The sequence below is a fragment of the Nitritalea sp. genome (genome assembly GCF_054166705.1).
On record NZ_JBSZCV010000008.1, the window covers coordinates 686,898 to 700,774 of the forward strand.

Annotated in this window: 12 protein-coding genes; 6 read left to right on the forward strand and 6 right to left on the reverse strand. The window is 50.7% G+C overall.

Annotated features, from left to right (window positions below; translation table 11 throughout):
• Positions 1-192: 192 nt before the first annotated feature.
• From ACXIT9_RS06910 to ACXIT9_RS06935, 6 genes are all read right to left on the reverse strand, one after another.
• The gene (locus tag ACXIT9_RS06910) at positions 193-1,491 is read right to left on the reverse strand and encodes an FmdE family protein (protein WP_458055493.1); all 1,299 of its coding nucleotides are present in this window, start codon (positions 1,489-1,491) and stop codon (positions 193-195) included.
• On the reverse strand, positions 1,488-2,477 hold the full coding sequence (locus ACXIT9_RS06915) for a permease (RefSeq protein WP_458055494.1): 990 nt from the start codon (positions 2,475-2,477) through the stop codon (positions 1,488-1,490). The genes ACXIT9_RS06910 and ACXIT9_RS06915 overlap by 4 nt, the downstream gene beginning before the upstream one ends.
• A gap of 9 nt (positions 2,478-2,486) precedes the next feature.
• Positions 2,487-2,720: a thioredoxin family protein gene (locus tag ACXIT9_RS06920; protein ID WP_458055495.1), complete on the reverse strand. Its 234-nt coding sequence runs from the start codon at positions 2,718-2,720 to the stop codon at positions 2,487-2,489.
• Complete coding sequence (locus tag ACXIT9_RS06925; RefSeq protein WP_458055496.1) at positions 2,707-3,030, reverse strand: ArsR/SmtB family transcription factor; 324 nt, start codon at positions 3,028-3,030, stop codon at positions 2,707-2,709. Before ACXIT9_RS06925 ends, ACXIT9_RS06920 begins: the two co-directional genes overlap by 14 nt.
• Before the next feature lie 94 nt (positions 3,031-3,124).
• Positions 3,125-3,685 carry a hypothetical protein gene (locus tag ACXIT9_RS06930; RefSeq protein WP_458055497.1) on the reverse strand — a complete coding sequence of 187 codons (561 nt, stop codon included), beginning with the start codon at positions 3,683-3,685 and terminating at the stop codon, positions 3,125-3,127.
• A gap of 151 nt (positions 3,686-3,836) precedes the next feature.
• Entirely contained in the window at positions 3,837-4,613 is a 777-nt protein-coding gene (locus ACXIT9_RS06935) for a superoxide dismutase (protein WP_458055498.1), read from the reverse strand.
• 177 nt (positions 4,614-4,790) lie between these two features.
• On the opposite strand from ACXIT9_RS06935, the gene dapF reads away from it, so the two are divergent.
• The 6 genes from dapF (at position 4,791) to recG (ending at position 13,856) form a co-directional block, all read left to right on the forward strand.
• A complete protein-coding gene (gene dapF, locus ACXIT9_RS06940; protein ID WP_458055499.1) occupies positions 4,791-5,582 on the forward strand; it encodes a diaminopimelate epimerase in 792 nt (263 codons plus the stop codon).
• Between the two features lie 75 nt (positions 5,583-5,657).
• Positions 5,658-9,053 (forward strand): preprotein translocase subunit SecA, encoded by a 3,396-nt coding sequence (gene secA / locus ACXIT9_RS06945; RefSeq protein WP_458055500.1) that lies wholly within the window; start codon positions 5,658-5,660, stop codon positions 9,051-9,053.
• Positions 9,032-9,643, forward strand: a complete 612-nt coding sequence (locus ACXIT9_RS06950; protein WP_458055501.1) for a hypothetical protein — start codon at positions 9,032-9,034, stop codon at positions 9,641-9,643. Before secA ends, ACXIT9_RS06950 begins: the two co-directional genes overlap by 22 nt.
• Entirely contained in the window at positions 9,606-10,799 is a 1,194-nt protein-coding gene (locus ACXIT9_RS06955; protein WP_458055502.1) for a M20 metallopeptidase family protein, read from the forward strand. Before ACXIT9_RS06950 ends, ACXIT9_RS06955 begins: the two co-directional genes overlap by 38 nt.
• Positions 10,800-10,801: 2 nt before the next feature.
• Positions 10,802-11,578 (forward strand): S1/P1 nuclease, encoded by a 777-nt coding sequence (locus tag ACXIT9_RS06960; protein WP_458055503.1) that lies wholly within the window; start codon positions 10,802-10,804, stop codon positions 11,576-11,578.
• A gap of 184 nt (positions 11,579-11,762) precedes the next feature.
• Positions 11,763-13,856, forward strand: coding sequence for an ATP-dependent DNA helicase RecG (gene recG / locus ACXIT9_RS06965; protein WP_458055504.1), 2,094 nt, complete (start codon positions 11,763-11,765; stop codon positions 13,854-13,856).
• Positions 13,857-13,877 lie beyond the last annotated feature (21 nt).

The following is a 13,877-nucleotide window of genomic DNA, read 5'->3' on the forward strand; positions in this document are numbered from 1 at the left end:
ATTTACATAATGAATGTATTTATTTCGTTTAACTTTATTTTAGCTGTTTAAGTTTTTGTCTGCTGCTAGGGTGTGAGTAAGGGGATTATTTTAGCTAAAAATGATCGTGTGAGAGAGGTTTAGTGCGAAGAACAAGCCAAATTAAACGCCTACTGCATCTATATGGGCTTGTTTTTCTATTGGTAGCTGGATTTAGTTACAGCTTTCGGCGTTTTTATTTAGGATGTCTGTTTTTACAAAATCATTTCGGAGCAGAGGTTCCCATACGAATTCAGGATGCGGCTGTATGCGGAAGAGTATGTTGGTGTCTGTATCCATTAGATAAGCCATAAAGCGATCTTCTATGGCGCGAAGCTCATCCAGCTGGCAGGCGGATAGCTCACGCTTTTCAGCTTTTGCGCTTAGCGCTCCGATTTCTGCAGGCTTTACGCCAGCGTTCAGATTTACAGTTACAGCTTTTTGCTCAGAGACTCGTTCTACCACATAGAGACTTTCGATACTGTCGTCCACATAAAAGGTATTGTACTGATAGCGTGCGCCTGTTAAATAGATGGCAGCATCGGTGAGGCAGGGGGAGGACTTAGAGACGATACGTAAGTCTGTTCTATCGATGACACCGTCGGGGAATAGGTGCTGAAAGGCTTCCTGTAAGCCCAGGGCGCCCACCACTAAACCATCGCAGAGGTGTCCATGAAATTTCACTAAATCGTCTAGCCCTAGCTGCTGAAGGTTTCCCAGCCGTCCTTTAGAAAAGTCTGTGTCATTCGTTTGGAAGGAGAGGCTATTTTTTCTTTTAGGGAGATAAAGGATGCTTGTGGAAAGGTCTGTAGTAAGTGCGTCGATATGGCCGGTGAAGGTAGTGGTTTCATCGATAAAGTGGGCATGGATATCTGTGTTTTTATGCGTGTAAATTCCTCTTCCTTCTTTGGAGAAGACTCCGATGATTTGCCCTCTTTCTCGCTTATGTGTGTAATTTTCTTGATTTCTTCCTGCTACATATCCAGGTATTTCGGGTGAGCGTGGGGTAACAATATGTGTAACCATATGATCGAACTGTCCTTCGATTTTAAAAAAGAGGGGTTTTTCGGTATCATACCCATGCTTTTTCGCGGTACCTTCGATAAAGGCATCTAGGTCTAGCAGTGTCTTCACAGCCCCTTCCAAAGGAAAGCTTTCCCACTCCTCTACTTGTGCGTAGACGAAAAAAGGTGCTTCGATCTCCCATTTTTCTTGGACGATAGCCTCCCCATTTTCGTTCACCATGCCGAACAGCGGCTTGCCGTCCACATAGGAAATTTCCCCTTGCATTTTGCCCAGCGGGCCCAAGCCTATAATACGAGGATATTTTTTTAAGGTATCCAGTGAGATCGCCGGTGCAAAGCCCGTTTTTCCCATCTCATGCATAGCTCCTGCCGATTTTACATGGTGGTTTTGTGCGAAAAGAGGACTGATTAGTAGGAAGAAAAAGAGAAATAACGAAATATTTTTCATAGTAAAGTAGGGAAAATGTAGTTGAATAGAAAACCAGAAAGAATAATAAAAAAGGTTACCGTACTAAAAAAGATAAGGATGAGTTTTCCAGACATTACCTTTTTCAGCAAAGTTCCTTCAGGAATGGAAAGACCGATGGTGGCCATCATAAAGGCAATCGCCGTCCCCACCGGAATGCCTTTCACGACCATAACTTGGATTACGGGAATGATGCCCGCGGCATTCGCATACAGAGGTACTGCCAGAATAGCGGCTATGGGTACGGTCCACCATTGTCCATCTGCCAGATAGCTGGCGAAGAAATCATCGGGAACATATCCATGCATGAAGGCTCCGATGCCGATCCCTATAAGTACGTAAACGATGATGCTTTTGACGATGGTAGCAGCTTCGCGTAGAAGTGCGGGGGTACGCTGCAGGAAGGTAGTCTGCTCGACTTGATAAGAACCCTCTTGCACAGATTTATTTTTGATGAGCTGCTGCACCCAGTCACTGAGGTAACGTTCCAAGCCTAGCCTACCAAGAACAGCACCGCCTAGAGCACCGAGTAAAATGCCTGTGAATGCATAGACTATGGTAAACTTTACTCCGAACATCCCAATAAACAAGGCCAATGCGATTTCATTTACCAAGGGAGAGGTGATTAGAAAGGAGAACGTTACTCCCAGCGGGATGCCCCCTTGCACGAAGCCGATAAAAAGCGGCACTGAGGAGCAGGAGCAGAAGGGCGTTATCGCACCGAAGAGGGAAGCTAATACATATTCTAATCCGAAAAGCTTTTTTCGCTGCAAATAGTCCCTTAGGCGTTCGATGGGGAAGTAGGTATTTACTATACCCATGAGAAAGGTAATCAGGAATAAGAGCAGCAAGATCTTTATCACGTCATAAATGAAAAAGCTCAATGCTTTTCCTAATGCACTATCCGTAGCAATCTTCAGCAGCTCATAGATAAACCAGTCCGCTGCATACTGTAACCAGTCGAACATATACGTTAATTAGGCGAGTGCGGCAGTGACTTCCTGTACAGTAGGTACTTTTCCTTTAATCTTAACCACTTCATCTACGACTACTGCCGGAGTGGATAGGATGTTATAGGCCATGATCTGCTGGATGTCTTCTACTTTCAGGACTTCTGCTTCTATGCCTTCTTTAGCGATTACATCTCTTACGATTGCTTCTGTCTGTTTGCATTTGGCACAGCCAGTGCCCAAGATTTTAATGGTTTTCATGTGCTGTTGGATTGGTGTTGAAGAAGGATTGAAAACGAATGGCAGCAGCTGTCCAAGCTTCTCGGTTAATGCAGTATCTGATCCTCGGCGGGTTAATTTCCCCCTGTATCAGACTGGCCTCCTTTAAGACTTTCAGGTGCTGCGAAAGAGTAGACGCGGCTAGAGGGATATGTTTTCCCAAGTCGCCGCTAAAACAACAGGACTGCTGGTCCAGCAAAAGTAGGATTTGTACCCGAGCGGGGTGACTTAGTGCCTTCGCTACTTTCGCTAGGTAATGTTCTTCTGTCTCTTTTCGTAGCTGTTGCTGCATGACCATTTCGTATTTCGTAAAAGTACGAAATGAAAAAGCCCGATGAGGTGATACTTGTCACCTAAGAAAGTGATTTAGGCTCTAGGAAAGTGATTTAGGCTCTAGGGTGATGGTGGGAAAGAGCGCTACTGCGCGGAATTTTTGAAGGATTCGGGGGCACCTGCCTAGGGCGGAACTGTAACAGCGCCAGCCAAAAAGAGAAAAGAGCAAAGCCAAAAAATCCCCAATGCCTGTTGTTCCGAATCGGGGCGCTCGTGTAATAGTCTCCATAGATGCCTGCTAGTACCACATCGTATTCCAGTGTGAGCCGGTGCAGGGGCTTTCCCGAGGGATAGCGGACTTCTATCCGGTCGCCCACCTGATGATGAAACCGCTCTGCCTGAAACTCTGCCGCTGAGCGAAAGGACACCCATTCTCCGCTGTGGTGCTGAAAGCGAACCGTGGGTACTCGTAGGTGCATGTTGCCGGCAGCAGAAAAGGTCCTCACCTCCAAATCCTCCAGGGCGATAATCTCTCCTTTTACAGGGATACCGGACTGCAGCAGCGAACGCTTGTAGTGGCTTTGTCGGGCGAGCACAAGCCCGTAGATGGCGGCCGAGAAACCTGCAAATACCAGTATCGTCGCGATAAGATTCTGTCGAGTGGCAGCTTTCATGATGCTAAATAGTTGGTTTACAGCATAAACTGCGCTCCTCTGAAAAATGTTAGGAGATAGGAAGGGGATTTTGGCCCGTGGGCCAAAAAAAATCAGGCCCACCCCTAGGAAGGGATGCGCCTGTTATTAACCGACACCGTCTAAAGGGTTTTTAGCCCATTAAAGCCACATAGCGTGCCTCAACGGCCTTCCAATTCACTACATTCCACCAATTAGCCAAATAACCGGCGCGATCGCTGGTGTAATTCAGGTAGTAGGCGTGTTCCCATACGTCATTTCCTAGGAGCGGGATGCCCTGAAAGTCAGACAGGTCCATGAGAGGATTGTCCTGATTTGGTGTAGAGTCTACGGCCAGCCCTTTGTTTTTATCCAGCACCAGCCAAGCCCAGCCCGAACCGAAACGGGTTTTTCCGGCTGTTTCGAAGGCCTCTTTAAAGGCAGCATAGGAGCCGAACTGAGCCTCTAGGGCAGCACCTAATGCCCCTTCAGGAGCTCCGCCTCCCTCTGGGCTCATGGTGCTCCAGAAGAGTTCGTGATTATAGTGCCCCCCACCGTTATTCCGCATTTTCGTAGAGTATTTACTCATGGACATCAGCACTTCCTCGAGTGGCTTACTGGTGTCTACGCCCTCCTCTTCGGCGGCGTCTTTCAGGTTATTCGCATAAGCAGCTGCATGCTTGCTGTAGTGAATTTCCATCGTCATGGCATCGATATGCGGCTCGAGTGCTGCGTAGTCATAGGCCAGGGCCGTTTGGGCGAAGCCCGTGGCCAAAAGGGTGCCTGTCTCCTCGTCTTCTCCATCCCCACTACTGCAGGCACTTAAAAAAGCCGAGCCGATGACACTACTGCCGATGCCCAGCGCTAAAGTGGCCTTGGTGCTTCGCTGTAGAAAGCTTCTGCGCGAAACATTCCAGGTAGTTTTTTTCATAGAATAAGGTTATTTTTGATTAACAATAGATTGCTACTTCATAGAATACCTGCTTAAAGGTAATAGAAAGGCAGTACATTTAAAACCGCTCTCGGACATTTAGTCGCTTTTCCTGACAAATGTTTATGTTTGCAGAACCGATTTAGCTTGGTTTAGTTTTTGTTCCTGCCTACTCTTATGAAACAAGACCTCCCTTTTTATAAATATCAAGGTACTGGAAATGACTTCGTCCTCATCGACGGCTTTCGGGAAACCTTCCCCTATGCGGACCTAGAACGGGTGCGAGCGCTCTGTGATCGGCGCATGGGCATCGGGGCGGATGGACTGATCGTCATCCGACCTGCGGAAGGATACGATTTCGAAATGGTCTATTACAATGCCGATGGCTCCCAGTCCATGTGTGGAAATGGTGCGCGCTGCGCCGTGGCTTTCGCACATTTCTGTGGGCATATTCAGGAGAGTACCTCCTTTCTGGCAATCGACGGCCCACATGAGGCGCATTTCAGTCCCGACGCGGTGCGCCTGAAAATGGGAGAAATCAGCTCCATCTCTTCTGTGGGTGAAGATTTTTTCGTGCACACAGGGTCGCCCCACCATGTCTGCTTTGTGCCGGATGTGGCGCATTATCCCGTGGTGGAAAAAGGGCGGGAGATTCGCTATGCTGACCACTATACGCCGGGGGGAACGAACGTGAATTTCGTGCAGGAAATGGGGCCAGATCGCCTCTTTGTGCGCACCTATGAGCGTGGCGTGGAGGACGAAACGCTTTCCTGCGGTACAGGTGTAACGGCCGCGGCATTGGTTTTCGGACAACAAAAAGCTGTCAACCAAGTACATATTCATACGAAGGGAGGGGATCTTCGGGTAGAATATGACTGGGATGCCGAGACGGCTACCTTTCGAGAGGTCTGGCTGACGGGGCCTGCGCAACAGGTATTTCGAGGAGAAATCAACCGAAGGGAGGACTGAATGCGGTCTTTCTTGGATTAAATTGTCAAAAGTAATAAATAAGCCCTAATTTTAGGGGTTGAAAAGTGAACCTATATGTTAGATTTTGTCGCAAAAGGACTGGCTAAAATCTTCGGAACGAAGTCAGATAGAGATATTAAGGAGCTGCTCCCGAAGGTGAAGCACATCCATGCTGCCTATGAGGCCTTGCAAGTAATTTCGGATGATGCCCTGCGGGCCAAAACAGCGGAATTTAAAGGTCGGATAAATGAAGACCTAAAATCCTTCGATGAGCGGATCGCCCAGCTGAAAGCAGATATCGAAGCGCTTTCGGAAGAGAAGGTGCAGGAAAAAGATGCGCTTTTTAACCAAATCGAGCAGGTAGAAAAAGAGCGTGATGAGGCCTTAGAAGTTTCCTTAGAAAAGGTGATGTTCGAGGCCTTTGCTGTGGTGAAGGAAACGGCCAGAAGGCTGAAAGAAAACAAGCGCCTGGTGGTTACTGCCACGGATCTAGATCGCATGCATGCTGCTGCCAAGCCTCATGTGGAGCTGGAGGGTGAGCAGGCGATCTGGCATAATAGCTGGATGGCAGCGGGCACCGAGGTCGTCTGGGATATGGTGCACTACGATGTGCAGCTGATCGGGGGGATGGTACTCCATAAAGGAAATATCGCCGAAATGGCCACAGGAGAGGGAAAAACCCTCGTATCCACACTGCCGGCCTACTTGAATGCACTTGCCGGCCGAGGCGTACACTTGGTAACGGTAAACGACTACCTGGCCAAGCGTGATAGCGAGTGGAATGCACCGCTTTTTGAGTTTCACGGCATGCGTGTAGATTGTATCGATAAATATCCGCCGAATTCTCCGGAGCGCCGAAATGCCTATACGGCAGATATCGTTTACGGCACAAATAATGAGTTTGGCTTCGACTACCTGCGCGATAACATGGCGCGCGATGCGAATGACCTCGTGCAGGGCAAGCATCACTTCGCGATGATCGATGAGGTGGATTCTGTCTTGATCGATGATGCCCGAACGCCGCTCATCATCTCTGGACCGGTGCCGCGCGGCGATCAGCATGAGTTCGCCGAAATGAAGCCGAGGGTGGCGACCCTAGTGGATGAGCAGCGTAAAATGGTGCAGAACTTTCTCACCTCAGCGAAGAAGTTAATTGCCGAAGGCAATGAAAAAGAAGGTGGCCTGGCACTTTTCCGCGCTTTCCGTGGGATGCCAAAATACAAGCCCCTTATCAAGTACCTTTCCGAGCCGGGAATTCGCGTCATTCTCCAGAAAACAGAAAATTATTACCTGCAGGACAACAAGCGCAATATGCCGGAAGCGGATCAGCCGCTCCTTTTCACGATCGAGGAGAAATCGAATGGAGTGGAGCTCACCGATAACGGTATCGAGGTGATCACGAAGAAAAACGAGGACCCTAGCTTCTTTATTCTTCCTGACATCGGCGTGGAAATCGCCGAAATGGAGAAAGATGAGAGCATCGACGAGCGTGAAAAGTTAATCCGAAAAGAAGAGATCATCAAAGACTACAGCATCAAGGCACAGCGTATTCACACCGTGAACCAGCTACTTAAGGCCTACTGTATGTTCGAAAAAGATACCGAATACATCTTGGTAGATGGCAAGGTAAAAATCGTCGATGAGCAGACGGGGCGTGTGATGGAAGGTCGCCGCTATTCGGATGGCCTACACCAGGCGATCGAGGCGAAAGAAAATGTGAAGGTAGAAAATGCTACGCAGACCTACGCCACTATTACCCTACAAAACTATTTCCGCATGTACCACAAGCTTTCGGGTATGACCGGTACTGCCGAAACGGAAGCGGGAGAGTTTTGGGAAATTTATAAGCTCGATGTGGTCGTCATCCCGACGAACAAGCCGATCGTACGGAAGGATATGGAGGACAAGGTCTACAAGACCGTCCGTGAGAAGTTTAATGCGGTAGCGGACGAGGTGGTAACGCTGACGGAGGCTGGCCGCCCCGTGCTGGTAGGTACTACTTCTGTGGAGATTTCCGAGCTCCTCAGCCGTATGCTTACCATCCGTAAGATCAAGCATCAGGTGTTAAATGCCAAGCAGCATGCGCGTGAGGCCGACGTAGTAGCTGAAGCAGGTAAGCCTGGCACCGTGACCATCGCCACCAACATGGCAGGTCGTGGAACAGATATTAAGTTGACAGCAGAGTCCCGCTCGGCGGGTGGCCTAGCCATCGTAGGCACAGAGCGCCACGAGTCTCGCCGTGTGGATCGACAGCTCCGTGGACGCTCCGGCCGCCAAGGGGATGTGGGTTCTTCCCAGTTTTTTGTCTCTCTGGAGGATAACCTCATGCGTCTCTTCGGCTCCGAGCGTATCGCTAAGCTGATGGATAAAATGGGGCTGGAAGAGGGTGAAGTCATCCAGCACAGTATGATCACGAAGTCCATCGAGCGCGCACAGCGCAAAGTAGAGGAAAACAACTTTGGCGTTCGGAAGCGTCTCCTCGAGTACGACGATGTGATGAATTCCCAGCGGGAAGTAGTCTACAAGCGTAGAAAGAATGCGCTCATCGGAGACCGCCTGGAGCTGGATATATTGAATATCATGTACGATGTGAGTGAGGGTCTGGTAGAGGTGGCCAAGTCCTCTGAGGATATGGATAACCTCCGTATGAACATCTTTAGCTCGCTGGGTATCGACTATCAGTTCGATCCGAATGATATCAAGACGAAGGACAGTGCCGAGCTGACGTCTATGCTATTCGATGCTGCACGTAAGCGCTACGCGGAGAAAAATACGCGTATTTTAGAGAAGGCGCTTCCTGTGTTCCAAAATGTCTATGAGCAGCGTGGTGGCACAGTGAAGGAGATCATGGTGCCGATCACCGATGGCATCAAGCAGATCGGCGTGGTCGTTAACCTAGAGTCTACGCTGGCGAATAAGGGACGCGAGCTGATCCGCGCGATCGAAAAAAATGTGACCCTGGCCATCATCGATCAAAACTGGAAGGAACATCTCCGGGATATGGATGATCTCAAGCAGTCGGTACAAAATGCCGTTTACGAGCAGAAGGATCCGCTTTTAATTTACAAGTTCGAGTCCTTCGAAATGTTTAAGCGCTTCGTAGGCCGATTAAATGAAGATGTGATTTCGTTCCTGGCGAAAGCCGAGCTGCCTACACAGGATCCCGGGCAAGTGCGTGCCGCACAACAGGCACGACCGAAGTCCGAACCGAAGGTGGAGGCATCGAAAGAGGAGGCGAACAGTGCACTGCAGGCGGCATCAGCACGACAAGCTGCAGCTGCGGGGGCAGCCGTGGCGGCGAGCCGCAAAGCAGAGGCGCAGGTGGTGGCTCCACGTGCTTCGGATAAAGTATATGGTCGAAACGATCGGGTTACCGTCAAGTATGCCGACGGTAAAGTTAAAAAAGACGTCAAGTACAAAACAGTAGAACAAGATCTCCAAGACGGAAAATGTGTAGTTCTCGACGCATAAAGCCTGCACCAGGTTTTAGCCTCGCGGTTTCGCGCAGGCTTTTGCCTTTTCTGCTGCTCACACTCCTAGGAAGTGCCTGTAGTTTGCTGCGTCCAGCAGCTTCGGATAGGGATGATTTTGCGAGCTGGGAGGAAGATCTAGGGCCTTTTCTGCCCCGTTTCGATGCCGATGCCGAGGCGGTAGAAGAGGCACTGAGTAGCAGCAGCCCCTCGGTGATCGCTTTTGACCCCACTTTAGCAGAGGTGGCGGAGGCTTTGCGCGAGCAGCGCAGCAAGCAGCCCTACTACAATGCCTATACGGTCCTGGTCTTTAGTGGTATTAGTCGGGAGGGTGCTTTTACTACCCGAGAAGAGATCCAAGAGGATTTCCCTGAGTATGAGGTCATCATGCAGTACCAAGACCCGCGCTACCTCGTGAAAGTAGGCAAGTTTTTGCATCGTTTTGAGGCATTGGAGACGTATTTTCAGTTGAAAGCACAGTTTCCGATGACGCGTATCATTTCCGATCGCTTCGTGCGGGAGGGATATAAATTACCTGAAATAGAAGAAATAGGTGAAGGAGAAGATTCAGGCCCTGGCGAAGGCCTATAAGCAGGCATTTATCGCCGATAGAAGACATTTACATGCACACCCGGAGCTTTCCTTCGAGGAGCACGAGACGGCAGCCTATGTAGAAGCAGCTTTGGCCAGTTATGGAATCACAGCGGTGGAGCGCAAGGCGGAGACGGGAATCGTGGCCCTAATTGAGGGTAAAAACCCGAGAAAAAAAACCATAGCCCTACGCGGAGATATGGATGCCCTACCCATTATCGAGGCAAATGAGGTGACGTATCGCTCTACTCGAGAGGGTGTTATGCATGCCTGCGGTCATGATGTGCATACAGCCTCCCTTTTGGGCGCAGCCCGCATTCTGCAGGACTGCAAAGAGGATTTCGAGGGGACTATCAAGTTACTTTTTCAACCTGGAGAGGAAAAAATTCCAGGTGGTGCCTCCCTGATGATCAAGGAGGGTGCACTCCAAAATCCTGCCCCCCAGGCGATTTTAGGGCAACATGTGATGCCGCTGATTCCAGTTGGGAAGGTGGGCTTTCGCAAAGGGATGTACATGGCTTCAGCCGATGAGCTATACATCACTGTCCGAGGAAAAGGGGGGCATGGCGCTATGCCGGAAACACTAGTGGATCCTGTTCTGATAGCGGCACACCTAATCGTGGCCCTGCAGCAGGTCATCAGCAGAAACTGCTCACCGAAAGTGCCGGCGGTACTTTCTTTTGGCCGAATCGAGGCCTTAGGCGCCACGAATGTCATTCCGAATGAAGTGAAAATTCAAGGTACTTTCCGCACCATGAACGAAGTGTGGAGAGCAGATGCTCACGAGAGAATGGTGAAAATCGCCACCGGCTTGGTGGAAGGCATGGGGGGAACTGTGGATTTTGAGGTGCGAAAGGGCTATCCTTTCCTCCAAAATGCCGAAGACCTCACGGAGCGCGCTATTCAGGCGGCGAAAGATTATTTGGGAGAAGAGAACGTCCTGCCTCTTGATTTATGGTTGGCAGCGGAGGATTTCTCCTACTACACACAGGAAATGGACGGCTGTTTTTACCGCTTGGGAACTCGAAATGAAGCCCGCGGCATCACCAGTGGTGTTCATACGCCGACTTTCGATATCGACGAAGATGCTATGGAGATCGGCGCAGGGCTATTGGCCTACCTGGCTATTCAAGAACTATCATCTACTTCATCTTAAACATGAAACATTTAAAATCGCTTAGCCTGACGCTCGTTTTTGTGGTCGGCTTATATGCTCAAGCTTCTGCTTGGGGCGCCTTAGGGCATTATGTGATCGGTCAACTGGCAGAGTGGCAAATGAAGCCCGTGACAGTACAGCGCGTGGAGGCCATCCTGCAGCAGCAGTCTATTTCGGGTGTAGGCGTCTGGATGGATAATATCCGCTCGGATGAACGCTATGCCTATACTTATACTTGGCACTGGGTGACTACAGTGGATGGTACCTACGATCCGTCCATCCAAGAAGAGGCGGGCGATGCCTACGAAGCGTTTCTGCGCATAAAAGATATCCTCAAGAAGGGCGGCCTAAGCCCTGAGGAAGAGCGCGACTACCTGCGCATGCTGATCCATATCACCGGCGACTTACACCAGCCTTTTCATGTAGGGAAACCAGGAGATCGTGGCGGAAATGATGTGAAGGTGAAATTCTTCAACAAGGACACGAATATCCATGCGGTGTGGGATTCCGACCTGATCGGAACCAAGCAGATGAGCTACTCCGAAATGGCCAAGGAACTCCATAAGCGCGTGGACAGTGAGATGGTGCATAAGTACACGGCAGGCACTCCGGCGGACTGGTTGAAGGAAAATGTGGCCCTTCGTCCTTTCATGTACGATATCCCGGAGGACGGCCGCATTGGTTACCCGTATATCTACAAGTATTACCACCATGTGGAGGAGCGCCTAATCGCAGCAGGTATCCGCCTGGCACAGGCATTAGAGGAAATCTACGGATAAGGTCTTTTGTGCGGAGCACAAAGGTCCTGTACCTCACCTTTTCCTGTGGGAATGAGGTGGGGTATTTTTGTTTTCTGGAGGCTGCGCGGTGCTCAGAAAAAAACCTTCGCAAAGGATAATTTTAGTATTTTTACACTCTTAAAATCGTGTGGTCACCCCCTACGGTTGATCCCCCTTATCTCCTTTGAGCCGTTTTTTTGAGCAACATATCGAATACCTGAAGGGCGTGGGCCCCCAGCGGGCTGCCCTGCTGGAAAAGGAGCTCCAAATCCGGACCTTCGGAGACCTGCTGCAGCACTATCCCTTTCGCTATGAGGACCGCACCCAGTTCTATAAGGTAGCCGACCTACAAGAAGGAATGGAAACGGTGCAGTTGATTTTGCGCCTGCGCCCTGCACAGACAGTAGGAGAAGCGCGTAAAAAACGGCTGGTGGTACAGGCCTACGATGAAACGGGGGTGCTAGAGCTGACCTGGTTTAAAGGGTTGCAGTGGGTGCTCAAATACCTGCAGGCGGAGGTGCCTTATGTCGTCGTGGGCAAGCCCGCACGCTATGGACGTCAGTTTAGTATCGCCCATCCAGAAATGGAACTGCTGTCGGAGGCGCGGCAGCGGGGCAATGCCTTTACGCCTGTTTATGCTACGACGGAAAAGCTGCGTGCCCGCAATTTAGACCCGCGCGGTATCGGCAAGCTCCTGCAGCAGGTGATTCCGCTGGCGATCCCTCACTTGCGTGAAACGCTTCCTGAAGCGCTTTTAAAGGAACACCGTCTGATGCCAAAGGCGGAGGCGATTCGCCAAATTCACCTACCCGAGGATCAGGACAGCCTGCAGCGCGCCCGCTTTCGCTTGAAGTTTGAGGAGTTTTTTTTCGTGCAGATTCGGCTGCTCCTATTGAAACTTACGAACCGTGAGCGCTCTCCGGGGCTTCGGCTAGGCAGCACCCATCTGGTAAGCACTTTTTATGCGGAAAAAATCCCTTTTGACCTCACAGGAGCACAGAAGCGGGTCATCCGCGAGGCATTCGAAGACATGCGCTCCGGTCAGCAGATGAACCGACTGATTCAGGGAGATGTCGGCTCCGGCAAGACGATGGTGGCCTTTATCTGTGCGCTTATCGCGATTGGCTCTGGTGCGCAGGTATGTCTGATGGCGCCCACCGAAATTCTCGCCCAGCAGCATTATGAGGGGCTTAAAGGTTTCGCAGCCAGTATGGGCCTGGAGCTGGCGCTGCTCACCGGAAGTACACGTAAAGCCCAGCGTCGTGTTATCCACGAGGCGCTGCTGGATGGAAGCTTGAAGTTGCTAATCGGCACACACGCGCTGCTGGAAGACGTGGTCCGCTTCCAAAACCTCGGCCTGGCGATTGTCGATGAGCAGCATCGCTTTGGCGTAGCCCAAAGAGCCAAGCTGTGGGCTAAAAATGAGCGAGCTTTTCCCCACGTGCTCGTCATGACGGCCACGCCCATCCCGCGGACACTGGCCATGACCCTGTATGGAGACCTGGATGTCTCCTTAATCGATGAGCTGCCGGCAGGAAGAAAGCCCATTCAGACCGTGCACCGCTATGAAAAAGATCGGCTGACGATTTTCAGCTTTCTTCGCAAGCAGATCGAGGAGGGCAGGCAGGTATACATCGTCTACCCGCTGATAGAGGAGTCCGAAACGCTAGAGCTAAACAACCTGATGGAAGGTTTCGAGAGCATCTGCCGTGCCTTTCCAGAGTATCCTGTGAGCATCGTGCATGGCAATCAAAAGCCTGCGGATAAAGAGTTCGAAATGCAGCGCTTCGTGAAAGGGGAAACGAAAATCATGGTAGCCACCACCGTGATCGAGGTGGGTGTAAATGTACCGAATGCCTCGGTGATGGTCATCGAAAATGCGGAGCGCTTCGGACTCTCCCAGCTCCATCAGCTGCGTGGTCGGGTAGGGCGGGGCGCAGCCCAAAGTTTTTGTATTTTGATCACTAAATATGCCCTTTCGAAGGACAGCAAAGTCCGGATCGAGACCATGGTGCGGACGAATGATGGCTTCGAAATCGCCGAGGTGGACTTAAAGCTGCGTGGCCCAGGCGACCTGATGGGGACGCAGCAGAGCGGTGTGGCCGATCTTATCATCGCGGATTTAGCCCGCGATGGCGCGATCCTGCAGCTGGCCCGACAGGCTGCTGAACGAATTCTGCAGACAGATCCCAGCTTGGCACTCCCCGAAAATGCCCGCATCCTCACCCAAATTCGTGCACAGGGCAAGCATCAGCTCAACTGGAGCCGGATTTCTTGAGGGCTTTTTTTATCACACGTT

Bases quoted from the DNA above. Each gene is read 5' to 3' on its own strand.
- ACXIT9_RS06925 (WP_458055496.1), bottom strand. From the start codon at position 3,030: ATGCAGCAACAGCTACGAAAAGAGACAGAAGAACATTACCTAGCGAAA.
- ACXIT9_RS06950 (WP_458055501.1), top strand. From the start codon at position 9,032: ATGTGTAGTTCTCGACGCATAAAGCCTGCACCAGGTTTTAGCCTCGCG.
- ACXIT9_RS06910 (WP_458055493.1), bottom strand. From the start codon at position 1,491: ATGAAAAATATTTCGTTATTTCTCTTTTTCTTCCTACTAATCAGTCCT.
- ACXIT9_RS06935 (WP_458055498.1), bottom strand. From the start codon at position 4,613: ATGAAAAAAACTACCTGGAATGTTTCGCGCAGAAGCTTTCTACAGCGA.
- ACXIT9_RS06960 (WP_458055503.1), top strand. From the start codon at position 10,802: ATGAAACATTTAAAATCGCTTAGCCTGACGCTCGTTTTTGTGGTCGGC.
- secA (WP_458055500.1), top strand. From the start codon at position 5,658: ATGTTAGATTTTGTCGCAAAAGGACTGGCTAAAATCTTCGGAACGAAG.
- dapF (WP_458055499.1), top strand. From the start codon at position 4,791: ATGAAACAAGACCTCCCTTTTTATAAATATCAAGGTACTGGAAATGAC.
- ACXIT9_RS06930 (WP_458055497.1), bottom strand. From the start codon at position 3,685: ATGAAAGCTGCCACTCGACAGAATCTTATCGCGACGATACTGGTATTT.
- ACXIT9_RS06915 (WP_458055494.1), bottom strand. From the start codon at position 2,477: ATGTTCGACTGGTTACAGTATGCAGCGGACTGGTTTATCTATGAGCTG.
- ACXIT9_RS06920 (WP_458055495.1), bottom strand. From the start codon at position 2,720: ATGAAAACCATTAAAATCTTGGGCACTGGCTGTGCCAAATGCAAACAG.